The organism is Pyxidicoccus sp. M15 (genome assembly GCF_056858435.1).
Map to the genome: position 1 here is coordinate 12,001,256 of NZ_CM166495.1, position 23,464 is coordinate 12,024,719.

16 protein-coding genes and 1 pseudogene are annotated in these 23,464 nt (G+C 68.2%); 13 read left to right on the forward strand and 4 right to left on the reverse strand.

What is annotated here, in order from left to right; genetic code table 11:
- Window positions 1–338 precede the first annotated feature (338 nt).
- Together ACX9TP_RS44630 and ACX9TP_RS44635 are read left to right on the forward strand one after the other, a co-directional pair.
- Window positions 339–1,925 carry a hypothetical protein gene (locus ACX9TP_RS44630; protein WP_482976808.1) on the forward strand — a complete coding sequence of 529 codons (1,587 nt, stop codon included), beginning with the start codon at window positions 339–341 and terminating at the stop codon, window positions 1,923–1,925.
- 431 nt (window positions 1,926–2,356) lie between these two features.
- Window positions 2,357–3,553 carry a tetratricopeptide repeat protein gene (locus ACX9TP_RS44635; RefSeq protein WP_482976809.1) on the forward strand — a complete coding sequence of 399 codons (1,197 nt, stop codon included), beginning with the start codon at window positions 2,357–2,359 and terminating at the stop codon, window positions 3,551–3,553.
- Between the two features lie 154 nt (window positions 3,554–3,707).
- On the opposite strand, the gene ACX9TP_RS44640 is transcribed toward ACX9TP_RS44635, so the two are convergent.
- Window positions 3,708–4,034, reverse strand: coding sequence for a hypothetical protein (locus tag ACX9TP_RS44640; protein ID WP_482976810.1), 327 nt, complete (start codon window positions 4,032–4,034; stop codon window positions 3,708–3,710).
- Window positions 4,035–4,409: 375 nt separating this feature from the next.
- Window positions 4,410–4,709, reverse strand: a complete 300-nt coding sequence (locus ACX9TP_RS44645; RefSeq protein WP_482976811.1) for a hypothetical protein — start codon at window positions 4,707–4,709, stop codon at window positions 4,410–4,412.
- A 344-nt stretch (window positions 4,710–5,053) separates the two neighbouring features.
- On the opposite strand from ACX9TP_RS44645, the gene ACX9TP_RS44650 reads away from it, so the two are divergent.
- From ACX9TP_RS44650 to ACX9TP_RS44670, 5 genes are all read left to right on the forward strand, one after another.
- Window positions 5,054–5,422: a hypothetical protein gene (locus ACX9TP_RS44650; protein WP_482976812.1), complete on the forward strand. Its 369-nt coding sequence runs from the start codon at window positions 5,054–5,056 to the stop codon at window positions 5,420–5,422.
- A gap of 143 nt (window positions 5,423–5,565) precedes the next feature.
- The gene (locus tag ACX9TP_RS44655) at window positions 5,566–6,063 is read left to right on the forward strand and encodes an RNA polymerase sigma factor (RefSeq protein ID WP_482976813.1); all 498 of its coding nucleotides are present in this window, start codon (window positions 5,566–5,568) and stop codon (window positions 6,061–6,063) included.
- Window positions 6,064–6,085: 22 nt separating this feature from the next.
- Window positions 6,086–6,910 (forward strand): hypothetical protein, encoded by an 825-nt coding sequence (locus tag ACX9TP_RS44660; RefSeq protein WP_482976814.1) that lies wholly within the window; start codon window positions 6,086–6,088, stop codon window positions 6,908–6,910.
- A complete protein-coding gene (locus tag ACX9TP_RS44665; protein WP_482976815.1) occupies window positions 6,907–8,505 on the forward strand; it encodes a caspase family protein in 1,599 nt (532 codons plus the stop codon). The genes ACX9TP_RS44660 and ACX9TP_RS44665 overlap by 4 nt, the downstream gene beginning before the upstream one ends.
- A 92-nt stretch (window positions 8,506–8,597) precedes the next feature.
- On the forward strand, window positions 8,598–9,593 hold the full coding sequence (locus tag ACX9TP_RS44670) for a hypothetical protein (protein ID WP_482976816.1): 996 nt from the start codon (window positions 8,598–8,600) through the stop codon (window positions 9,591–9,593).
- A gap of 145 nt (window positions 9,594–9,738) precedes the next feature.
- Here the strand turns inward: ACX9TP_RS44670 and ACX9TP_RS44675 are convergent, their stop codons facing one another.
- On the reverse strand, window positions 9,739–11,073 hold the full coding sequence (locus ACX9TP_RS44675; protein ID WP_482976817.1) for a hypothetical protein: 1,335 nt from the start codon (window positions 11,071–11,073) through the stop codon (window positions 9,739–9,741).
- Between the two features lie 44 nt (window positions 11,074–11,117).
- Here ACX9TP_RS44675 and ACX9TP_RS44680 point away from each other — a divergent pair, with 44 nt between their 5' ends.
- Both ACX9TP_RS44680 and ACX9TP_RS44685 read left to right on the forward strand, forming a co-directional pair.
- Window positions 11,118–11,840 carry a hypothetical protein gene (locus ACX9TP_RS44680; RefSeq protein ID WP_482976818.1) on the forward strand — a complete coding sequence of 241 codons (723 nt, stop codon included), beginning with the start codon at window positions 11,118–11,120 and terminating at the stop codon, window positions 11,838–11,840.
- A 226-nt stretch (window positions 11,841–12,066) separates the two neighbouring features.
- Window positions 12,067–12,309: pseudogene (locus ACX9TP_RS44685) on the forward strand (protein kinase domain-containing protein); the annotation flags it as partial.
- A gap of 181 nt (window positions 12,310–12,490) precedes the next feature.
- Here the strand turns inward: ACX9TP_RS44685 and ACX9TP_RS44690 are convergent.
- Window positions 12,491–13,702 (reverse strand): hypothetical protein, encoded by a 1,212-nt coding sequence (locus ACX9TP_RS44690; protein WP_482976819.1) that lies wholly within the window; start codon window positions 13,700–13,702, stop codon window positions 12,491–12,493.
- 57 nt (window positions 13,703–13,759) lie between these two features.
- Between ACX9TP_RS44690 and ACX9TP_RS44695 the strand changes: the two genes are divergently transcribed.
- The 4 genes from ACX9TP_RS44695 to ACX9TP_RS44710 all read left to right on the forward strand — a co-directional run bounded on the left by ACX9TP_RS44695 (window position 13,760) and on the right by ACX9TP_RS44710 (window position 22,470).
- The gene (locus tag ACX9TP_RS44695) at window positions 13,760–14,434 is read left to right on the forward strand and encodes a hypothetical protein (protein WP_482976820.1); all 675 of its coding nucleotides are present in this window, start codon (window positions 13,760–13,762) and stop codon (window positions 14,432–14,434) included.
- Between the two features lie 580 nt (window positions 14,435–15,014).
- A complete protein-coding gene (locus tag ACX9TP_RS44700) occupies window positions 15,015–16,454 on the forward strand; it encodes an outer membrane protein assembly factor BamB family protein (protein WP_482976821.1) in 1,440 nt (479 codons plus the stop codon).
- Window positions 16,455–16,464: 10 nt separating this feature from the next.
- On the forward strand, window positions 16,465–19,902 hold the full coding sequence (locus ACX9TP_RS44705; RefSeq protein WP_482976822.1) for a Kelch repeat-containing protein: 3,438 nt from the start codon (window positions 16,465–16,467) through the stop codon (window positions 19,900–19,902).
- 549 nt (window positions 19,903–20,451) lie between these two features.
- Window positions 20,452–22,470, forward strand: coding sequence for a tetratricopeptide repeat protein (locus ACX9TP_RS44710; protein ID WP_482976823.1), 2,019 nt, complete (start codon window positions 20,452–20,454; stop codon window positions 22,468–22,470).
- The last annotated feature ends 994 nt before the right edge of the window (window positions 22,471–23,464 follow it).

Sequence of the window (23,464 nt, forward strand, 5' to 3'; positions counted from 1 at the left end):
ACAGTCTGCGCGGTATGCAATGATTGCAGTTACGTCCAGCCGTGCTCAAGCCGAACAGTCGTGGGGCACAGGCTCGGTACTCAGCGTGAGACGATAACCCGCGTCACGCCGTGCGCTGTCGCTCGGCGCCATCGGCAGCACGGCGGCGCTGGCCTCGGTGACGGCCTCCTCTCAGACGCCCCGCGGGTAGCTGTCGCCGCGGGGCTCTCCCGAGTGCTGTCCGACGTGCCGGTGCGGACCGGCTACCTGGAGGCCCAGGCCTGCGTGTCCTCCCTCACGGGCGCCTACGAGCGCCGTTGCCCGTCCCACCTGGCGGGAGGAGTGGGCATATTGCGCGAATGGAGATTCCCTTCGACAGCTTCAATCGGGAGGAGCGCGCGGCCTGCTCGCACCTCTTTCGACTCCTCCATGAGGGGCTTGCCACCGCGCCGCAGGCGAGCGCGCTGGCACAGGTGCTGGCCGTCCTCCGTGGGCGTGGCATGGACATTCCCGGCGAGGCCGCTGGCGCCGTGGTCCTGACCGAAGTCTCCCTCATCCGGGATGCATACGAGACGTGGAAGGGCGGCGACGTCTCCAGCCGCATGGATGAACTGGTCGGGCTCGTTGCCGAGGGACGTCCGCACACCCGGTGGTCGCAGCTGGCGCCAGTCCTCCGAGACACGAAGCAGACCCACCCGGCCCAGGTACTCACGAAGGCAGACCGCCTTTCCATCGGGGTCGGGTCCGAGGGCACCCTGCCGGGGAGTGCGCTGGACGTGCAGAACCGCGCTGTCTACGGCGCGCTCCAGGGCGTGTTCAACGCGAAGCCGGACCTCGCGCTCGTGCTTCCCTCGAAGCTCCTCGTCTTCGAGGCAAAGCTGACCGACGACTTCGACACCGAGCAGCTCGAGCGCACCGGGTTGCTCGCACGGCTGTGGGCCTCGCCTCTTCTCCATGGCTACCTCGGGTACACATCTCCGCCTCCTGTGTCCGTGGCCAGGCTCGGTGATGAGGGCACGGGTGCCGAGCTCACGTGGCAGGACCTCCATCGCCTCGCGACGGAGCGTTACCCATTGCATGACCGAACGTGCATCGCACTGCGCTCGGTCGTGGACCTCCTGGTCGCACGCCGCCGTCTCACCAGGCCTCCCACAGGAGTCGCAAAGGCCCTCGCCGACGAGTCGCCCAGGGAGGCGCACGAGATGAGTATCTCCCTGGCGGCGTTGCAGGACGTGAAGGCCCGCGTCGCGGAGCGGCTGCGGTCGGACACGGCCTTCGAGGACGGCAAGGCCGAGGCCCTGGACAGGTGGATGGAGCCACTCCCGCCCACCGCCGAGGAGTGGGCTCGCGAGCTGCGCAAGCGCAACGTGGAGCCCTGGGGCTTCTACGCCGCCGCGTGGCTGCTGCGCGAAGCGGCTCCAACCCCACGTCCCACGGAGGTCGTTTCCGGCGATATGGAAGTGGGGTCCGGCGAGGTCCGTGTCATCCCCGGCGACCTCCGCGTCGAAGGCCACCTGCGCATCATCGGCTCACTGCTCGTGCTGGGGGATGCCGAAGTCACCGGGCTCGTCCGGGATTGTGACCCGGACTCCCGGGTCGTCATCGCCGGGGCGCTGCGGTGTGGAAGCCTCGTCACGGACGGGGCCTTCTTCGTCGGCGGGGACCTCGTCGCGAAGGACCTCATCCACGGCTTCCGCAATGACAAGTCATTGATGGTCTCCGGTGGCATCCGCGCGCGACTCTTCCTCGGCGAGGACCACGACATCCGCTTCGGGGGCGACCTGGAGACCGAGCTGGGCTCCGACGAGGACTTCTTCCGGAACGACGAGCTCCTCGCCCGTGTGCGGCTGTGGCTCGTGGACGCGGTCGTCGACGCAAACGGGCTCCGCCGCGACGCGCTCATCGCGTGCCTCCGCGAAGGCCGCTCCATCTTCCGGAGAAAGTAGCCCTGGCTGCGCGACTCCACTGACGACGCTGCTGAAGCGCAGTTTCGACTTCGACGTCTTCACCTGTCCTGGCTGCGGCGGGCGCCGGAGGGGAGTGGCGGTGCTCAAAGGCCCCGGCGTCAAGGAGGTGTTGAGGCACCTGGGGTTGCCCACCCTCCCCTTGCCCCTGGCCTCTACACGTGGCCCGCCCCAACGGGAGTGGCTGCACTGAAGGGCACAGGCCCCACGACACCTCATTTCAGCGCCACCGGCCGGGCCACAGAGGCCGCCCGACACGCAAGGAGTGCGCGCGCAGGCAGGCGGCGGGGAGCCCCGCCCCTCCTCAGAACCAGGTCGCGACGCAGCCGCAGGCGAAGAGCCCTCACATCGACGAGAACGGTCGCTACGAGAACGGCTTCCAGTCGTCGGGTGAGATCAACAAGACTCCCGCCATGACCATCAGGAGCATGCAGTCGATGTTGAGGGCCGGCGAGGTCGACAAGGCCCGGGCGCGCGCGGAGAGCGTCCTCACCACGAACAAGAATCATCGTGACGCGCTGCTGACGCTCGCAAGGCTGGCGTTGATGGACGGCGACCGGGCGCGCGCCGAGGAGCTCTTCAACCGCGCCACGAAGGACGGCGTGGAGGACACGGACTCGCGCCTGGTGCGGGCCGCGCTGGCCTCGGAGAAGGGCGACCTGGACGGCGCTCGCGCCCTCTACACGCAGGTCATCCTCGAGTCGACGCAGAACCCGCGCGGCGAGGCGCACTTCGGCCTGGGCTTCCTGCTCGCCGCCGAGGAGGACTTCCCGGGTGCCCGCAAGTCGCTGCAGCGGGCCGTGGAGCTGGAGCCGGAGGTCGCCGCGTACCGCTTCCACCTCGCACGCATCCTGTTCGCGCTGGAGGAGCTGAAGCTCGCGCTGCCGCAGCTGGAGCGGGCGCTGGAGCTCAACCCGCTGCACCCGCCCACGTACGTCATCTGGAGCGTGGTGCTGCAGCAGCTGGGGGAGCTGGAGACGGCGGAGGACCTGCTGCGCCAGGGGCTCAAGCTGATTCCGGACCACCCGGAGCTGCTCAACCAGCTGAGCGCCGTGCTCGCCGCGCGCGGCAAGGTGCCGGAGGCGTTCGGCATCGCGAAGCGCCTCGCCGTGCAGCTGCCGGATGACGCGTCGGTGCAGGGCAACCTGGCGCGGATGATGATGGCCACCGGCCACCGCGAGGACGCGCTGGACGTGTGCCGCCGGCTCGCGCAGCGCGGCCTGTCCACCGCGCAGACGAAGTCCATCGAGGCGATGGTGCTCGAGTCCATGAAGCCACCCGACGTCGAGGGCGCGGTGACGGCCTGGCGCGAGGCGATGGACCTGGACCCGGATGACTGGGCCTCGGCGAACAACCTGGGCAACCTGCTGATGCGCTGGGAGGAGGGCAACGCCGACGAGCGCCTCACCGCGGCGTCGGAGATTCTGGAGGAGGCCCTGCGCCGGGCGCCGTCTCGCGTGGAGCCGCTGCTCAACCTCGCGCTCGTCACGGCGCGCAGGGGTGACAAGGCGAAGGCCCAGGCGCTCGCGAAGGACGTCATCAAGAAGGCGCCCCCCGGCGAGAAGGAGCTGCGCGAGCAGGCCGAGCGGCTCATCAAGACGCTGGGCTGAAGCGGCGCCTGCTTCAGGAGGCTGAGGACTGGCTCGTCGACCCGTCATCGTGTCCAGGTACTCGGACAGCTCTCGGTCGAGCTGGTGCAACTGGGCGGGCGGCATGCCCCATCAACACGGGGCTGCCGCTCCCGTTTCATCTGACCGAGTGGTGTCAGTAGGGGTCGCAGCCGGTGATGCAGGCCTTCACGTTGATGAGCTTCTTCGTCCCTTGCACGTTGGACTGGCAGGCGGCGTACTGGGTGGCGAGCTGCCCCGGGTTGCGAACCGTGCCGCAGGTCAGGCACCCCTGGATGTTCTCGTACCAGTAGAAGAGGTCCCCGTTCGGGCAGTTCGGCGGCAGCCCGATACCCTGCTCCGTGCTCACGAGCGCGTCACCGGTGTCCGGCGCCTCCGTGAGGGACTCCTCCGTGCCTCCACAGGCGGTGAGAGACAGGGTGAGACAGGCGGCCAGCGAGACAAGGATTCGCGACGTGTTCATCAGGGGCTCCATGAGTCGGGGGAACCCATGAATCATGCAACAAGGTTACTCATGATGAAAAGCCTTCATCCATCGACACCGCCGCGCTGAAAGCCGCGGCCCCCGACTGCCAGCTCTCGTTCGAGCACGAAATCGCCTCCGCCCAGGAGTTCGCCACCGGGCTCCACGGCTCCGGAGAGCCCGAGGAGTCGCTGGCCCACCTGAAGGCACTGGGGAGCGTGCTCGACGCTCCGCCCGGCACGTGCGCCGGACAACAGCAACGACTCGCTCGTCACATGGACGTGCGCTCCGCGGGCAGCCAGGGATACGCCCCTGGCCGCCCGCTCGTCTTCACGACTGTCAGTCCACTGTGTTCAGCGCTGGCACCTGGGAGCTTCACAGGTAGACGCAGCAGGGCTGATGCCAACCGCAGCCCGGTGCGCCAGCAGGAGCGCACTTGGCCGCACTACCGCAGAGGTCGGTGCAGGATGCATCTCCCGCAGCGCCAACCTGGCAGGTGGCAATCATACAACTGAAGTTGTTTTCGTCCGGCAGCGGCTTCATTTCAGCAGGCCCTTCTGCGGGTACAGCCATTTCCAACTGGCTCTCAGGAGACTCCTCGACAGGCCCACAGGCGGTGAGCGTCCCTGCAATTGCGACCATCCAGACAGTGAAGATTCGCAGTGACTTCTGCATACGGTGCATCCCCTCTCGCGTGAATACGAGTTCCTCTGCGGTGAAGACTGGAATTCCATATCAGTCCTGAATAACAGAGTAAAGCACCTGGAGGGTGGAGTAGCCAATCGCATCCAAGACCTTTGACTCCGAGACATCGGGCGCTCAGGTCCGAGGAGGGCTCACGGAGCGGCTACCGGACGCCCATGTGAAAGTGGCCGCCAATTCCGCCTCTACGTCTACGCTCTCTGGAAACTGCGAAATGCAGCTCGTTTCCGGGGAAAAAAAACACCATGGACCTGGAATCAACCGCCGGTCTCAGCAGGTGAGTCGAGCAACTGGAGCGCCAGCTTCGAACCTGGAAGGTGCTGGTCGCCGTCAGCGCGGGGGCGAAGGGTGAGAAGCAGAGCCGCGGCGTGCAGAGCTGGGACGATGCATCCCGGGTTCGTTTGTATCTGGGATTGAGCACAACCGGCGAGCCGTCGCTGTCGCTGCGCGGATCGGACCTGGTGGCGGATGCGCTCCTCAAGGTCAACGACGAGGACGTGCCGATGCTCGGACTCACCCGCGGTCGAGGACAGCCGGCGGTCTCGGTGAAGAACTCCGCGCAATGGGCTGGAATCATGGCCATGGGCCGCCCCACGGCTGGCTCAACCGTCGCCCGCGCCCCCCGGCATTGCAAGCCCGAGGCCCTGAGGCGCCGGAAGTCCCGCTTCCGCCCCGGGGGCGCGTGAGAAGCCCTTCACGGCGCAACGACCGGGTCGGGCCTGTCCGGGCCCGGAGGAAAATCCACCTGCCATGTCCCACGCGGACCGCCTCGCGCGTCTCGGCGTCAGGTGCTGCTCCTGGCACGAGGGCTGGGCCGGTGTGAGGCGACGTGAGCGAGCTCGACGAGATTGAGGGCTGGTACCGGCGCTATGGCGAGCCGGTGCACCGCCGCTGCCGGCGGCTGCTGGGCGAGGACGCCCTGGCCTGGGACGTGACGCAGGAGGTGTTCCTGCGGGCGCACCAGCGCCGGCACGAGCTGCGTGCCGCCGCGTCGATTCTCTCCTGGCTGCTCACGGTGGCGGACCGCCAGTGCTTCTCGTTGCTGCGCCACCGCAGGGTGGCCCTCGCCGCCGAGGACTTCCTGCGCGTGCCTGCTGGCGGCGGTGACGCCGCGCTCGAGCGGATGCTCATCGAGGCGGACCTCGTGACGCGGGTGCTGGCCCACTGCGCCGAGGACGTGCAGCGCATCGCCACCCACCGCTTCCTCGACGAGCTGGAGCAGGAGCAGATTGCCGCGCTGCTCGGCGTTTCGCGCAAGACGGTGCAGCGCAAGCTCCAGACCTTCCATGACACCGCGCGCCGGCTCCTCCAGGCCAGCGCGGCCTGAAGACCGCGAGAAAGGACGACCCATGAGTCCCTCTCCCATTCCCCGCTTCCCCGGCCTGCCGGACCGCCTCCTGGAGCAGTACCTCTGCGGCGAGCTTCCCGCCCCCGAGGCTGCGCGCGTGGAGGCCGCCGCGAGGGCACGGCCGGAGCTGGCGAGCTACCTCGAGACCCGTCAGCGCGAGCGGGAGGCCTTCCTCCAGCACCGCCCCTTCAGCGTCCTGCGTGAGGGGCTGGAGGCTCCGCGCGGGGAGCGCGGGCCGCCGCGCCGGGGCCCGGCCAGTCCCCCGCGTGAGCGCTCGAGCCCGCCTCGGAGCCGCCTGCCCGGGCTGCCGCGCTGGGGTGTCGCCGCGCTGTTCCCCGCGCTGGCGGTGGGGCTGCTCCTGCTGGTCCCCTGGGGCGGCGAAGACGGGAAGGTGCGGGTGCGCGGCGGTGTCACGGCGCGGGTGGTGGTGAAGCGCCAGGAGGCCCTCTTCGAGCTGTCACCGGGCGTGGTGCTACGCCCGGGCGACCGGCTGCGCATCGAGGTGGACGACGTGGAGGGAGGCCACCTCTATGTGCTGGGCCTGAGTGAGCGCGGCGCGGTGACGCCGCTGCATGGCTTCGAGTCGACGGGAGGAGCGATGCGGCTGGGGCCCGGCCGGCAGGTGCTCCCGGGCAGCACGGAGCTGGACGCGGCGCCGGAGCGGGAGGCGCTCTACCTGCTGCTCGCGCCGCGTCCGCTCGAAGAGGAGCAGGTGCGGCGGTGGCTGCGGGAGGCCACCGGGGACGCCACCTTCCCGCCCCACCCGGACGCGCCCGAGGACAGCCGCTTCAGCGTGGTGGAGCTGCCCAAGGAGGTGGCGCCATGAGGCGTGCATGGCAGTGGCCGCCCCTTCTCGCCGCGCTGTTGCTCGTGCTTCCCAGCGCCGCGGGTGCGGAGAGCCGCTTCTCGCTGTCCATCGGCAACAATCTGGGCCACGGAGAAGACGAGCCCCTGCGCTGGGCGGAGCGCGACGCCGAGCGCTTCGACACCCTGGCGGGACAGCTGGGCGGCGTCACGGAGGACCGGCGCATCCGGCTGCTGGGCGAGGGCGTCGGCCCCCTGCGGCTCGCGCTCGCGCGGGTGCGAGGCCGCATCGAAGAGGCACGCCGGAACGGAGAGCGTACGCTGCTCCTCGTCTACTACTCAGGCCACGGCGACGAGTCCGCGCTGCGCCTCGCCGGAGAGCGGCTCCCCCTGGTGGAGCTCCAGCGGATGCTGCGCGAGGTGCCGGCCACGGCCACCGTCGTGATTCTGGACGCCTGTCACAGCGGCTCGCTGGTGCGAGGGCGCGCCAAGGGCCTGGGCTCGGGCCCCGCCTTCGACGTATCCCTCGTCCGGCAGACGGGCCCCGAGGGGCGCGTGGTCATCGCCTCGGCGGGAGCGCACGAGGTGGCGCAGGAGTCGGACGCGCTGCAGGGCTCGTACTTCACGCACCACCTGGTCAGCGGCCTGCGAGGCGCGGCGGACACGGATGGGGACGGCCGGGTGAGCCTGGCCGAGGCCTACCGCTACGTCTACCACCGCACCCTCACCACCTCGCACGGCAGCACGGCGGCGGTGCAGCACCCGGAGCTGATGAGCCAGCTGGCCGGTGAGGGCGACCTGTTTCTCAGCTTCCTGGAGCGCAGCCAGTCCCGACTGGAGCTGCCCGAGGGCCTGCGCGGCAACGTCATGGTGGTGGAGGAGCGCACGCAGCAGGTGGTGGCGGAGGTGGAGCCCGGAGGCGCCAGCCCCGTGCACCTCGCCCTGCCTGCCGGCCGCTACCGCGTCCAGGTCCGCCGCGGAACCGAGGTCCTCTACGGCACCGTCTACCTTCCCTGGGGCGAGCGGCAGAAGCTCGCGGTGCAGCAGCTGGAGGTGCGCACCCTCGCGCAGCACCAGCGCAAGGGCGCGCTGCTCACACCGGTGGACTGGCGCTGGAGCCTGGGCGCCGGGCTTGCGCGCTCGCACACCAGCGCGGGCGGCTGGGGCCCCGGCGCCGCGTTGCTCCTGGAGCGCCAGTCGGAAGGCCGCCTGTCGCTGGGCGCGCAGCTCGGCCTCGCCGCCAACCAGCACCGCGGTCCCTACCTGCGCTTCCGCTCCGTGGAGCTGGAGGCCCTGGGAGGCGCCGGGGTGCTGCGGCCCCTCGGAGCGCTGCGGGTGGGGGCGCACGCGGCGCTGGGCCTCGTCGGCGTGTACCAGCACTCCGTGCACAACGAGGCCGAGCGCGTGCTCGAGCAGACGGGCTTCAACCCCGTCTTCGACCACTTCGCGCTGGGCGGGAGCGCCGCCCTGGCCGCGAGCGCGGAGCTGCCGCTGGGCCCGCGCCTGGGGCTGTGGGGCCGGCTGTCCGCCCGCGCGAGCGTCCTGCGCGAGGACCTGGGCGCGCTCCACGTGCAGCCCGGCCTCCAGCTGCTGCTGGGCGCCACGTGGGGGAAGTAGCTGTCCCATGGCGAGCGAGTGCGGCGTCTCCAGGACAGTGCGCGGGACACAGTCCCGGGCACGTCACCCGGAACACGAAGCGAGGACATGACATGAGACGAGCCATGCGAGGCGCCGTGGCGGCGCTGTGGGCGGCAGGGGCCACGGGGTGCGGAGGGCTGCTGGGCGGAGACTCCTCGGGGGACCCCCTGGTCCTGCTCGACGGCACCCTGAACACCGCGAGCGAGGCGCTGGTGGTGCAGAAGCCCGAGCGGCTGCGCGCCGCGCTCGTCTGGCACCTCTACCCCGACGAGGCGGTGACGTGCGTGGAGGAGGGCCGCAACCTGGACTGCCTCAACACCCGGTCCCCCTCCTTCCAGACGTACGTGGAGGACGTGCCCGTGACGGGCGCCTTCCCGGGCGTCTTCCAGATGCCCCTGTACGCGGCGCCGGACCCCGCATCCCTGCACCACTGGAAGGGCGCCACCTTCGGAATGGCCAGCGTGCTGGCCTACGAGGACCGCAACGACAACCACCGGCTGGACCCCGTCGCCCCCGAGGACCTCGCCAGCATCGACAACGTGCTCGGCTCCAACGGAGACCTGAAGCGCGAGGTGCAGCGCACGCTGGTGGACATCGTCTACCGCGAGGGCGACCTGCACCCCCTGTGGCGCTCGGTGGCCTTCATCGACTGCCCCGAGCCTCCCCAGGGCTACTCGGTGGTGAAGCAGTACTTCAAGTGGGATGAGGCCTCGCGGCTCTATGTCTTCGAGAAGTGCCAGCTCTTCTCGGGCCGGGTCCCCGTGCCCATGTGGCTGCCGGAGACGGACGCCGGGCAGCTCGCCTGCACCGCCGACATCAGCGTCTGGTACTACCCCAACTGGCAGCCGGCGCCCGCCACCCCGCCGGACCCGGCCACCACCACCTCCCAGTGCATGCAGACCCGCCGCCGCGGCCAGACGGTGCTGGCGGTGAACATGCACCCCGAGCGCTTCTGCCAGTCGGCCAACACCGTCTTCTACGCGCTGGCGAGCCCCACCCGCGAAGGCTGGAACCAGACCGCGAGTCCTCCCGAGTGGTGGCCCTGCCCGGTGACGCCGGTGCCGTAGCGGCGCCGGTTGAGGCCCCTGCTGGCGCTGCGCAGGTGCGGAGCCAGCAGCGCGCTGCGCGGTTGGACCCGGCGACGCTGCTCGAGCAAGGTCCGGTGGGCGGGCTCTCCGCCCACCGGGCCCTACGTCGCGGCGCAGGCTGCCGTCATTGACCCGTGACGGTGCACCGGCAGGGCTTGGAGTCCGAGCAGGTGCACTGCTTCGCCCCGGTGTCCTTCGTGACGGAGGCCTGGTCGGACACCGAGGCCTTGTTGGTGTCCCAGTAGGCATCGACGACCGAGCAGGAGCACCCGCCGGCCGTCACGCTGACATTGGCGTTGGCGCTGCCATCCGCATAGGTGAGCTGGAAGTCACCTCCCGCCTTGCCCGTGAAGTTGATGGTGTGCGCCGTCGTCGTGTAGCTCTTCTCGTAGAGCCGCGTCACCGCGAAGTCCGCCGAGGCCTGCCGGTCCATCTGCGCGGAGCCACCCACGTTGAGCGTCCCCGGGTCCACCTCGACCTTGATGTTCGAACCGGCGGAGGCCTTCGCGCCCACGGTGGACGTGCCGGACGCCGCCGAGCCGACGGTGAAGGCCAGGGTCTGGGCGAAGCTCTTCTCCTCGGAGCCCGTCTTGCTCGCGCTCCCGTTGGCTCCACCCGACCAGGAGGCCGTCGAGCTGATGCTCCCGACGGTCGAAGAGCCCTGGCAGGCCGCCGTCCCGTGGACGTACGCCCCCACGACGTGCGCGTTGGCGGCGGACGTGCACTCCGTGTCGAACGTGCAGGCCACCGTCAGGGTCCCGGTCCGCGTCACGGCCGGCTGGCTGTCGGTCAGCTTCTTGGGGCTCACGTTGGTGCAGTTGCAGGAGTTGCTCCCGGCATCCCCGGAGAGGCTCGTCAGGACGTTGCAGGTCACCCGGCAGACCCCGGCATCCGGCGTGCCGGAGTCGGGCGTGCCGGAGTCGGGCGTGCCGGCATCCGTCGAGCCCGAGTCCGCCGTGCCGGAGTCACGCGCGCCCGCATCCGTCGCGCCGCCGTCGCCAGCCAGTTCGCCCCGGGTGGTCCGCATGCCGGCGCGCTCGGCGAGGAACGCCCTCGCGTTCGCGGCCTGGACCGGGTCCGCCGGGTCGAACAGGCCCAGCCGCCACAGGGCCTCGAAGCGGCTGAGGGAATCGAGCCCGTTCAGCGCCGCGATGCGCTGGTGGGCTTCCGGCGCGACCTCGACCGTCCCATCCCGGTGGCGAACAGGGAGGCTCTCCCTCGGGACGACCTCGAAGAGGTAGCCCTGCGCCTCGAGCTGACGCTGCTGCTCGACGCTCAGGGACGTCCCGGAGCTGGCCAGCCACTCGTCGAACGTCCGCAGGCGACGGCCCTCCAGCTCCTCCCACGTCCACGTCGGCTCGAGGCTTCCTTCCTCGGCGGGGGACTCCTGCTCGCTACAGCCGGACAGCGCGACCAGGGCGGCCGCCAGCAGACACCAGGGCGTCAGACGCTTCATCATCGAGGGGCTCCTTGATCATGATAAACGTGTTATACTAGTTTATCATGAATAGAGAGAATTTGAAGCCAACCCGGGGAAGTGGGTGGCGCCCCTCCATCCCGGCGGTCCTGCTGGGAGCCGCGGTGCTGTCGGCCTGCAGCGGCGCGCTCGTGCCCGAGGAGGACGCGTGGGGGCAGGACGCGTGGCCCATCGACCTCTCGACGTGTCCGTCCAGCATCACCTGCCCGAAGCCCAAGTCGCCCGAGGACTGCAAGGGCTCCTGGTGGAACACGGCGGGCGCGGGCGCGCCGAGCCCGGACTGCCCGGCCCCGCCGTCCTCCTCGTGCAACACCGTGGTCCTCGGCCGGTGCAACGCCGAGTTCCCCGACATCTGCAAGTACCGGAACTGCCCCGGCTACATCGCGCTCAACATGAAGGACCAGGACTGGAACATCGGCGAGAACGACCGGTTCATCGCGTGCGCGCAGGCCGGACTGCTCGACAACCAGTGCAAGGACATCAAGGTGGGCTCACCCAGTGAGCACGTGCCGGACCCTCCGGCGGGAGACGCCGGGAGCGTCACGTACCGGGAGCTGTGCCAGCTCAAGGCCTGCGGGTGCCCGCCCACCTTCAAGGGCGACGGCGGCACCGCCACGGGCTGTATCGGCATGGGAGATGGGGGCACGGATGGGGGGGCCGGCGATGGCGGCGCGGATGCCGGCGGCTCGCAGGACGCGGGCGCCCGCGATGGCGGCTCGGATGCCGGCACCCGGAGGGATGGAGGCTAGCCCGGGTCGCTCACGGGTAGAGGGGACACCGCTTCCGAGCGGAGAGTATGCCCAGGAAACGCGCTACATCACCCGGGCGGAGCAGCGGGCTGAGTTCGAGGCCCGGCAGGAGGTCATCCGGCGGCTGCGGAATGGTGAGCCCCAGCAACTCCTGACGAACCCTTCCATCGGAGCGTGTGGCGGCTTTCCAGCCTCTCGCTCTCCATGACCAACCCCAGAGCCCATGGACATCTCTCCCGACAATGTCCTCGTCAGCTACGAGGGGCAGGTCAAGATTGTCGACTTCGGTATCGCCAAGGCGCGCTCGCTGCGCAACTTCGAGACCGCGCCGGGTATCGTGAAGGGCAAGTACCTCTTCTTCTCGCCGGAGCAGGCACGCGGGGAGGAGGTGGATGCGCGCACGGACGTGTGGGCCACCGGCGTGGTGCTCTATGAGATGGTGTGCGGGCGCCTGCCGCTCCCGGGGCCACGGCTCCCTCGAAGGGGCTTGGGGCTCGTCACCGCCTCCTCGTCATCGGGGGTGGGCTGCTGCTGCTCGGGGCCGGAGTGGGTGACTGGTACGGACGTTCCTCATCCATGTCGGGGCCGCGGCGCCCCGATGGCCGGCGGCCCCGATTCCTGACAGGAGGCCCGCGTGCGGCCCGGCTCGCCTATTTCGGTCCCAGGTCCCGCAGCGTCACCCAGAAGGTGAGGTCGCCGCTGCCGGACATGACGTGGACGTAATAGGTGCCCGACACGGAGAGGTGCATGCGCGGGGGCCCTTCCGAGCTCGAGAGCAGGAGCACATCCTTGCCGGAGGCGTCCGTGACGCGGGCGAACATGCCGGTCTGGAGGCTGTAGTCGTGCCCACCCGTGCCGGTGAAGGAAAACACATCCACGTCGTTCGCCCAGTGTCCCCGGCAGGCGATGGGCACGCCTGCCGTCAGCGGGGTCGCGCCGGCGGGCTCGTCCGCGTGGTCATCGAGCCCCTGGTCGTGCAGCCGGCAGTACATGAGCCGCGCCAGGTCGTCTGCGTCACTGCGCGCCTCCAGGAACCATCGGGCTCCCTCGCCGGCCTTCATGCCGAAGAAATAGTCGCCGGACGCCACCGTCGCGCCCGCCGCATCCACCACCGCCAGTCGCACGCCTTCGTAGAGGTAGCTGTTGCAGGTGAGGCGATAGCCGTGGCCCGCAGTGGGCCGGAAGGCCACGACGTCCGTGTCCCCCTCCGGATGGAGCAACACCGAAATCTCCACGCCCGCCGCCTGGACGGCGGTGACGGCCTGTCTGCTGTCGGCATGGTCATCCGGGCCGAAGTCCTCGAACTGGTACACATACGTGCCCGAGTTCCGCGGGGCGCCCGCGGAGACCTCCAGGAACAATCGGGTCGTGACGGCCCTGTAGAACCAGCGCACGCCGTTCTGCGGGGCCGGCCTCGGGGCTCCGGGCCCGGTCAGCACGCGCACGTCACAGGTGCCCAATTCCTGCTTGCCGACGCAGCTGAAGCGGTACGTGTGCCCGGCTTCGGCGGTGAAGGTGAAGGTGTCCACGTCCGGCGCATCGCCGGAGGGCGCGTCGATGGTGCCCTCCTTCCCCAGGGGGGACGAGACGAGCGGCGTGGCGGAGTCGAAATCGTTCCCGTGGTCATCCCGCGGCGTCTGGACGTCGCTGGCGAACTCACACGTCAGCCCGGCAGCCTGCTCCCACGCGCCGCAGCGGCACACGGGCTGGCCCCCCTCGGAGATGCACGCGCCCGCGGTGCACCTCACGCCCGCACAGACCCGGGCGTCCTCCTCGACGGAAGCGGAGTCGCAGCCTCCCAGCACCCACAGCAGGGCCACTGGCAGCAGCCAGCGGGCGGGGAAGCGCAAATGGCCGTCCATGAAGTTCCAACCTCGATTTGACGTGGCGAAGCGGACCGTAATAGTCGCGTCCCTCCCATGCAAAGCCTGACCGTTCGCAGCCTCCTGGTGGTTACGCTGCTCGTCGCCATGCCGCGCGCGGCGGCAGCGGAGTCGTCCCCGGGCGAGAGCACGGGTGGGCTGCCCCGGTGGCTGGGCATGGGGCTGCGCGCGGGCTACGCGCTGCCCAAGGGACTGACGGAAGGTGGACCCGAGGCGCCCTATCTGTATGACCTGTACAGCGGCCTGTTCGCGCTCTGGCTCGACGCGGACTACCGCTTCGAGTCCGGCATCGAGGTGGGGCCGTGGGTCCAGCTCGCGCGTGCGCAGATTCGCGGCCTCTGTCCGGACACGGAGGAATGCGCGGGCAGCAACCTGCGGCTGGGCGTGCTGGGCAGCTACCACTTCAATCCACGGGGCGCGACGGACCCCTGGCTGGGCCTGGGGCTGGGCCATGAGTGGACGCGCTATCGCGTCTCGGAGGTGGAGATGACGTACGCGGGCCCCGAGCTCAGCCTCCAGGGAGGCTTCGACCGCCACCTCGCCAGCGTGCTGTGGGGCGGCCTGTTCTTCTCGCTGTCGGCCGGCCGGTACGGCGCCCTCGACGTGCGGCTGGACTCGGGAACGGGCAGTGAGTCGCTGAGATACCGTGCGATGCACTACTGGTTCACCTTCGGCGCGCGGCTGCGGTTCAGGGACCTGCCCGCCCGCTGACGGGGCGAGCCCGGGCTGAACGTCCGGCCGGTGGACGGAGCATGTTTCACGAATGGGCGCGGGGTTGGTGATGCTGTTCTTCAACCTCACGGGACGCAAACGCTCGTACTCCGTCTTCATGGGAATTCTGCTCGGCGTGATGAGGGCGATGCGCGCCGCGCCCGTTCCTCCTCAGGACCCCGCCGCTCCTCAGTAGTGCCCGCCGCCCCCGCGGATTTTCCTGCATCATTTCTCGACTGACCGGCTCTCTCCAGACGGGGACCTCTTGCTCGGGTTCCGGATGGGGCTTCCTGGAGGTCGAGCCATGGCTTGGGCGCAGAGGAAATTTCCGGCACTCGTTTTGCTGTGCCTCCTCGCCGCTTGCGGCGGTAGTACCCGCGGTGACGGGGGACCTGACTCGGGAGACGGGGGAACGACAGACCCGGGGGACAGCGGCACGGGGCACGGAGACAGCGGCACGGAGCCTGGGGACGGGGGGACTGGCGCGGGGGATGGGGGGAGCGGTCCATCGCAGCCCCCCGCGATGACTTTTTCGCCGAACCTCTTGAGGGGCACCTATGGCGCTGGCGACTCCATCTACTTGAGCGTCAAGGTGACCCTCACCCTTCCCGTGTCCGGCGATATCTATATCGCCGTGGTCGACAAGGCCGGGGTGATCGATCCGCACATCTGGGTGCAGGCCGATGACAGACCCGGCGACTACTTCGCGAGTGTGCAGACGTCCACCACGCTCCCGGAGGGGCGTCATCAAGGGGCCATCGACGTGCTGCTGTGCCGCGACCGGGCCTGCCACGCCCAGTATCCGGGCTCACCTGTGTCCCTGCCGTATGACTTGCAGGTCCTCAGGGGTACCAACCTGACACCGCTGACCCGTTGGCCCTCCGTCCCCGACTGGGAGACGTTCCAGGGCAATCCCTCACATACAGGCCATATCCCGGTCACCCTGGATGCGAGCCGGTTCTCGCCTCGGTGGAGCTGGAAGCTGCCGGAGGACGAGATCTCGCTGAGCCCTCCCGTCATCGCCAATGGCCTGGTCTATCTCTCCAACTCCCCATGGTTCCCGGAGGCCACGACGCGAAGGCTGCTCGCGCTCAGGGAGAGCGACAAGGAGCTCCAGTGGGATTTCGATTTCGGCTTCGTCCAGCAGCTCAATCCGCCTGCGGTCTCGGGTGGAAAGGTGTTCATCGCAACCGCCAATTACGAAGACACCTCCATGTGGTCGTTCGACGCGGCCACGGGGGACCTGCTCTCCAAAACGGCTTTCAATTCACAACCACTGGAGTTCAACGCGCCCACGATTCAAGGCGGAGTCGTCTACGCCGCGTGCGAGATCAGCCGGCTGTGCGCGTTCAACGCCGCCACGGGCGCACAGGACTGGTCCGTGACGATGGCGCACGGCTCCACCTTCGCATGGACGCCCGCGGTCGATGGGACCCATGCCTATACCTTCCTCGAAGGCGTTCTGAGCGCCCGGGACAAGTCCACCGGCCAGGAGCTCTTCACCCTCGCCGACCCGAAATACGAATGGGATGGGTACAGCATGGGCGCGCCCGTCCTCGGCACCGGGGGCTCGGTGATCGCCGTAAGCAGTGGAAACATCTTCCATGACAATCAACTGCTGAACTTCAACACGACCGCACGCCGTCTGAGCTGGTCCGTCACGGGGCGGTATGGGGGCAATCCCGTGCTGGCCCATGGCGTGGTGTACGCCATCAACGTCCCGGATGGGCACTATCGGATGAAGCTGGAAGCCCGCAGCGAGTCAACCGGTGCCCTGCTCTGGAGTTGGACACCGCCAGGCAATGAAGGGGCCCGCGCGGGCTCTTTCGACTCGTATGGCGACCTGCTCGTCACCGACAACCTGCTCTTCGTCAGCACCGACAGGCATGTGTATGCGATTGACCTCGTGAAGCATACGCCGGTGTGGTCCTACTGGAAGACTGGCTCCCTGGCGATCTCCGCCAATGGCGTGTTGTACATCAATACCGGCGGCTCCGTGGGCGCCGTCAACCTGAAGTAGGGGGATGCGCATGTCTCGATTCCACGTGAACCTGACTGCGGCGCTCCTCCTGCTATTCGCCGCCTGCACCCCCAGCTCCGAGCCCGTGCCCCCACGGGCTCGGGAGGCGTCCACCCAGCCCTCGCGGCTCGCCAGCTCGGGCTGGAGCACGGCGTACTCGCTGCTCGAAGGCAAGAGCCACCACACGGCCACACTGCTCCCCGATGGCTCGGTGCTCGTGGCGGGCGGCTTGAGCTTCGAGCGCGGGTTCGCTGGCCGCGTCGAGCGGTATTCCCCCACCGGCCGCTGGCTCGACACCAGCGGGCTCCTTCAGCTCCGCTTCAACCACACGGCGACGCTGCTGCCCTCGGGCAAGGTGCTCGTCGCGGGGGGAGGGGGTGGCGACGTCTCCATCGACAATGTCCTGCTGTATGACCCGGCCAACGACTCCTGGTCTCCCACCGGCTCGCTCTCCGGGGCTCGCGGCCTCCACACGGCGACGCTGCTGCCCTCGGGCAAGGTGCTCGTCGTGGGAGGGGCGGGCCCTGGAGGCCCCCTCGCCAGCGCCGAGCTGTATGACCCGGACACCGGCACCTGGTCCTCCACCGGCTCGCTTCCCCAAGCTCGCGAAGGCCACACGGCCACGCTGCTGCCCTCGGGCAAGGTGCTCGTCGCGGGGGGAATGGGCGGCGGCGGCTCCCACGCCAGCGCCGCGCTGTACGACCCGGCCACCGGCTCCTGGTCCTCCGCCGGCTCGCTCGCGCAGGCCCGCACCGGCCACACGGCCACGCTGCTGCCCACGGGCAGGGTGCTCATCGCAGGAGGCGCGGTGGCCGGCGGCTCTCTCGCCAGCGCCGAGCTGTATGACCCGGCCAACGGCTCCTGGTCCTCCATCGGCTCGCTCTCCGAGGCCCGCTCCGACCACACGGCGACCCTGATGCCCTCGGGCAAGGTGCTCGTGGTGGGCGGGTCGGGCCCCAGCGGCTACACCGCCAGCGCCGAGCTGTATGACCCCGTCACCGGCTCCTGGTCCTCCGCGGGCTCGCTCTCGCAGGCCCGCGCCGCGCACACGGCCACCCTGCTGCCCACGGGCAAGGTGCTGGTCGTCGGTGGATATGCCGGAGGCAGCGACAGCCTCAGCAGTGTCGAACTCCATGATCCCACCCCCGCCTCCTGGGCCTCCACCGGCTCGCTCTCCGAGGCCCGCAGCGGCCACACGGCGACGCCGCTGCCCACGGGCAAGGTGCTCGTGACGGGGGGAATGGGGGCCGGCGGCTCCCTCGCCAGCGCCGAGCTGTATGACCCGGACACCGGCACCTGGTCCTCTACCGGCTCGCTCGCGCAGGCCCGCCATGGCTTCACGGCGACGCTGCTGCCCACGGGCAAGGTGCTCGTCGTGGGAGGGGCGGGCCCTGGTGGCCCCCTCGCCAGCGCCGAGCTGTATGACCCGGACACCGGCACCTGGTCCTCCACCGGCTCGCTCGCGCAGCTCCGGCAACAACACACGGCGACGTTGCTCTCCACGGGCAAGGTGCTGGTGGCGGGAGGGACGGACAGCCTCCACCCGCTTGCGAGCGCCGAGCTGTATGACCCGGACACCGGCACCTGGTCCTCCACCGGCTCGCTCGCGCTGGGCCGCACCCACCACACGGCGACGCTGCTGCTCTCGGGCAAGGTGTTCGTGGTGGGCGGAATGGGCTCCAGCGGCTACAACTCCCGCGCCGAGCTGTATGACCCGGACACCGGCACGTGGTCGTCCACCGAGCCGGCAGGCAACGTCCAGGACGCCGCGGTCCTGCTGCTGCCCACGGGCGAGGTGCTCGTCGTGGGCGGAGCCACCGACGACAGGGTCTATTCCAGTGCATCGCTGTATGACCCGGTCCTCGACTGGTGGTCCTCCGCCGGCTGGCTCTTCGTGGGCCGCGCCCGGCATACGGCAACGCTGCTGCCCGATGGCAAGGTGCTCGCGACGGGCGGGCAGGGCCTCAGCGTCGCGACCGCGGAGCTGTATGACCCGAACATCGAATTCTGGTCCTTCACGGCCTGGCCGGCGCAGGTGCGCTACGACCACACGGCCACGGTGCTGCCCGATGGCAGGGTGCTCGTGGTGGGTGGGTCCAACAGCAGCGGAGTGCTCGCCAGCGCCGAGGTCTACGGAGCGACGGTGAGCCACCCAGAGTGGCGGCCCTCCCTCGCCACCCTCTCGACTGGCACGTCGCTGGAGCCCGGGCAGGTCTTCACCGTCGGTGGCCTGTTCCTGCGAGGCGTCTCGGAAGCCAGCGGTGGCAACAGCCGCTCGAGTCCCACGGACTTCCCCCTGCTGATGCTGCGAGACCTCTCCCGGGAGCGGTGGATCCCGCTGCTCCCGCGGGACTTCTCGAGCGACCACGTCACGGCGCAGATGCCCGAGCTGCCTCCCGGGCAGTACCTGTTGGGGGCCACCGTCAACGGCCTCACCGGCAGCAAGGTGCTCCACCTCCGGCGCGACTCGACGGCGCCAGAGACCCTCCTCACCTCCGCTCCGGCCCACCCCACGCGGCAGAACCGGGCCACTTTCGTCTTCAGCTCCGATGACGCGGGCGCCCGCTTCGAGTGCAGCCTGGACGGCGCGGCCTTCACCCGCTGCACCTCACCTGTCTCCGCCACCGGACTCATCGAGGGGTCCCATGGCTTCCAGGTGCGCGCACGGGACAAGGCCGGCAACACAGACGACACCCCGGCCTCTCACACCTGGACGGTGGACCGGACGGCCCCCGACACGCACCTCACCTCTGCTCCCACCAACCCCAGTTCCCAGCGCACGGCCACCTTCGTCTTCTCCGCCAGCGAGGAGGGGGCTCCCTTGGACTGCAGCCTGGACGGCGCGGCCTACACCATCTGCACCTCGCCAGCGACCTACGACCACCTGGCGGCGGGCGACCACTTCTTCCAGGTGCGGGCGCGCGATGCCGCCGGCAACTCGGACGCCACCCCGGCCCTTCACACCTGGAGGGTGGCGCTGATGAAGCCCGCGGCCCCTGACCTCACCTCGCCCGCCGACGGCGCCACCCTGGACGACCCCACGCCCGTCATCTCTGGCACCGCCCCGCCCGGCAGCACCGTCACCGTCACCCTGGACGGCGTCGTGGCCGGCACGACCCTGGCCGATGCGGCGGGAGCCTGGTCCTTCACGCCCACCTCGGCCCTGGGGAACGGGCCGCATACCGTGAGCGCCACGGCCCGTGACGAAGGGGGCACCAGTGCGGCCAGCGGCGCCGTGCACTTCACCGTCACGACCCCAACCAGCGGCCCCCCGCCCGTCGACACGCCACCTGGCGAACCCCCGCCCGAGGAGCCCCCTGCCAAGGGAAGTGACGGCTGCGCGGCGAGTCCAGGAGATGCCTCGTGGATGCTGGTGGCCGTGGTGCTCCTGCCCGGTGTCATCTCCCGGCGACGCCGCGCCCTCAAGGGTGGGAGCGCCCGCCCATGACCGCCCCTCCGCCCGTGCGCCCACCCGCGCGCCTCCACCGGGCCCTGCCCGGCTCCACCTCGCCAGGGCACACGTTACCGAGGCACCTGGGGTTGCCCACCCTCCCCTTGCCCCTGGCCTCTGCACGGGGCCCGCCCCAAGGGCAGTGGCTGCACTCAAGGGCAGAGGCCCCCCCGACACCTCGGTTTCAGCGCCACCGGCCGGGACACAGAGGCCGCCGGACAGGCCAGCAGTGCGCGCGCAGGCGGGCGGCGGGGGGACGCGCACCCCCTTGAGGGCCACGGCCCGTCAGCGTCCCAAGGGGGCGCACAGAGGGGCTACCCGACGCCGCGGTGAAAGTGGCCGCCAATTCCGCCTATACGTATACGTACGCAGCCGCGCCTAAAGACTAAGTGGACACGCAATCTCAAGAAGGGTCAAAACCACCCCGCTGGACTTGCCAAATCGAATTTGCTGATGGGGCATCGTTCGTTCACAATCCGAGGAAGTCAGCCGTGGTGATGGCACCCGCCCAATATTCGATCCCATCGTACATTGACAGGAACTCACGTGGCCGATCCGACTACTTGGACACTCAAGGGATTCTGCGACCATTTTCGCTTCGTGCACACGAAAATGCACGACCATGCATTTGCCTGGGTCTTAGGCGCCGGCGCGTCGCGCGCTTCGGGAATTCCTACCGGAGGCGAGCTTGTAAACAACTGGCTTCATGAGTTACATGAACGAATGGACACGTCGGGACGTCCATTTGAGGAATGGGCCACATCAAGCAATCTTGAGATTGAAGGATTCTTGCTGGAGCAAGCTGCAACCTTCTATCCTCAGATCTACGAGCGGCGTTTCCGCGACCACCCAGACGAAGGGTATGCATACCTCGAAGAACTAATGGCGGGCAAAGACCCAAGCCCGGGATATTCCATTCTCGCGAAGGCCATCGAAAATACGCGCCATCGCCTCGTGGTCACCACCAACTTCGACAATCTAATAGCAGACGCTCTCGCCATATACACGGACACATTTCCCTTTGTCGTGGGGCACGAGGCCCTCACAGGGTTTGTGCGGGCTGCGATGCGTCGCCCTCTTGTCTGTAAAATCCATCGGGACTTGCTATTGGGCCCCAAGAGCGACCCCAGAAGCTTGAAGCGCCTGCATGAGACTTGGGCAGGTGCGCTGAGGTCTCTCTTTTCTCACTACACGCCCATCTTTGTAGGCTACGGCGGAAACGACGACAGCTTGATGGATCTCTTGGAATCGCTAGATCAGGGAGACATCAAGGGGCAACTCATCTGGTGCTACTACGAGAAGAGCACTCCGAGCAATCGAATTAAAGACCTTGTCAAGCACCACCGAGGTACCCTGGTCCCAGTGCCAGATTTTGATTTGTTAATGATTTTGCTTGGATCCGCGCTTGGAATCGAGCCGCTGGATTCCATTATCGAAGAGCGTGCAAAAAAGCGTGCAGAGAATTACCGAGAGCGTGTTCTGGCGCTTGACACCTCAGGCCACCCAGAAGTTACAGCTGCACTCAGTTCGACCTTGGAGCGCGCCGGCGGCTGGTGGGCGTGGGATGCGCGTGCACAGAGGGAAAGGGACCTCGAACAGCAAGAAACAATCTATCGGCAGGGACTTCACAAGTTCCCCAAATCCGCCGAGCTACATCTCAGCTTTTCAAAATTCCTGTCAGACAAATGCAGCAAACCTGTCGAAGCTGATAAAATCATTTCCAAAGCAATCGAGCTCAACCCGAGGAGCGCTCAACTCTATGTAGCGCGAGCAGCCATCTATTTGGAGGCCCTTAGAAATCCAGACGAGGCTGAGCGCCTGCTCCAAAAAGCCCTAGAAGTCGACCCTGATCACCTACAAGCAATCATCAAGTACGCCAATCTGATAAGCACCTATCGAGGCAAACTTGATGAAGCGGAGGCGATGTTCAAAAAAGTCATTGAGACCAACCCTGGCAGACTAATTTGCCATGTAAACTATGGTCGGTTTCTTGCTGCATGCAGGGGTGATGTGGCAGCCGCTGAGCTCGCCTATCGACAGGCCTTGAATTTGGCGCCCGAGACAGCGCCTATCATCATGGCCCTCGCCGTATTCTATTCGGAATATGGCGACCAATCCAAAGCGGAGCCCCTGTTCATTCGAGCGATAGAACTCGACCCCAAAGATCAAACATATGCCGCAAACTACGCGGAGTTCCTCATCGCCAATCAGCGATCAAGAGAGGCACGCACGATCATTCAGAATGCCCTTAATGAAAAGCGCGAGAGCTACTATGTTGTCGCAATTCTGAATTTTCTTGGGGCCCTGGTGGAACGCTGTGAAGGTCGCGACGACAGTCGCTTCATCGGCGAACTCAGGTCCATGGTCGATGAGAGAATAATGCGTAACACGTGGGGGCATGATGTTCTAGAAAAGAAGTTCTCCCAATTGCTTGCTCAGAACGACGTGGACTTCTATACAGCTATTGTTAGCGCGTTTCGAATGGGGAATTTTTCTATGCTCGATTCTTTTGAGCGATGGAAGCTTGTCGAGCCTAAATCAAGCAAGGTGCCACGTTCGGCGTAAACGCCGAAGCCTGCCGGACCTATATGCAGTGAGGCGCATCAGGCGAAGACTGGTTGAGGGAGGTGGCAGGCGCCGAGGGGCCGAGGAGTACCGCTGACGGGGCCGCCTGAGCTCTGTGCGCCCGGCCGGTGCAGAGGCCGCGCAGCCCCCTTGGGTACACGCCTGCCCAAGCCGCCTGCCCATGAGGTGCGGCAGGAGCTTGACTCTCTTGGCTGTGGCAGCTTGAGCCTCACCACCCCACACATTGCAGGAACCCTCGCACCGGGCCAAGCTCGCACCTGCCGTGGGCAAGCCCAGGGGCTCCCGAATCGCGCGTCCCCCTTGTGCTCCCTTCACGAACGCTGCCTTCACCGCGGACAAACCTCACGAGGTTCCACGGCGCCTTCGCTGAGGCCCCTGCTGGCGCTGCGCAGGTGCGGAGGAAGCAGCGTGCTGCGCGGTTGGACCAGGCGACGCTGCTCAAGCGCAGTTTCGACTTCGACGTCTTCACCTGTCCTGGCTGCGGCGGGCCCCGGAGGGCCCCCCTCGAGGGCCACGGCCCGCCAGCGTCCCAGGAGGGCGCACTGAGGGGCTACCAGACGCCGAGGTGAAAGTGGCCGCCAATTCCGCCTATACCTATACGTAGACGCCATAGGTCACTGCCCCCACGCGCGGATCCAGAAGAACTGCGAAGCGCTCTACCAGAAGAACTGTCAGGCCCTTCAGGGCCTCGGTCCAGGTCACCTTCGATGTGGGAAGCCCGGTGTCCGTGAGGGATTGCCGGGATTCTTCGACAACGAAGCGCCGTGGGGAGGAGTGCGGCCTCCTCGGCTGATAAAGCAATGGCCTGATGCGCCCGTGAGCCAGTCTGCCTTCTGTTCGGCACATCCCAGTGCAAGCGACTGCCTGGAGTCTGGCTTCAATTTCAGTGAAACCCCTGGCATGCTCACACTCCGAGTTGGAAGGGACTCTCACATGAGCATCAAGCCGGTCTTCAGCCGCCCGCCGCAGCCTC

Coding starts and splice junctions, on each gene's coding strand:
- ACX9TP_RS44630 (WP_482976808.1), top strand. CDS start 339: ATGGAGATTCCCTTCGACAGCTTCAATCGGGAGGAGCGCGCGGCCTGC.
- ACX9TP_RS44635 (WP_482976809.1), top strand. CDS start 2,357: ATGACCATCAGGAGCATGCAGTCGATGTTGAGGGCCGGCGAGGTCGAC.
- ACX9TP_RS44640 (WP_482976810.1), bottom strand. CDS start 4,034: ATGAACACGTCGCGAATCCTTGTCTCGCTGGCCGCCTGTCTCACCCTG.
- ACX9TP_RS44645 (WP_482976811.1), bottom strand. CDS start 4,709: ATGCAGAAGTCACTGCGAATCTTCACTGTCTGGATGGTCGCAATTGCA.
- ACX9TP_RS44660 (WP_482976814.1), top strand. CDS start 6,086: ATGAGTCCCTCTCCCATTCCCCGCTTCCCCGGCCTGCCGGACCGCCTC.
- ACX9TP_RS44665 (WP_482976815.1), top strand. CDS start 6,907: ATGAGGCGTGCATGGCAGTGGCCGCCCCTTCTCGCCGCGCTGTTGCTC.
- ACX9TP_RS44670 (WP_482976816.1), top strand. CDS start 8,598: ATGAGACGAGCCATGCGAGGCGCCGTGGCGGCGCTGTGGGCGGCAGGG.
- ACX9TP_RS44675 (WP_482976817.1), bottom strand. CDS start 11,073: ATGATGAAGCGTCTGACGCCCTGGTGTCTGCTGGCGGCCGCCCTGGTC.
- ACX9TP_RS44680 (WP_482976818.1), top strand. CDS start 11,118: ATGAATAGAGAGAATTTGAAGCCAACCCGGGGAAGTGGGTGGCGCCCC.
- ACX9TP_RS44690 (WP_482976819.1), bottom strand. CDS start 13,702: ATGGACGGCCATTTGCGCTTCCCCGCCCGCTGGCTGCTGCCAGTGGCC.
- ACX9TP_RS44695 (WP_482976820.1), top strand. CDS start 13,760: ATGCAAAGCCTGACCGTTCGCAGCCTCCTGGTGGTTACGCTGCTCGTC.
- ACX9TP_RS44705 (WP_482976822.1), top strand. CDS start 16,465: ATGTCTCGATTCCACGTGAACCTGACTGCGGCGCTCCTCCTGCTATTC.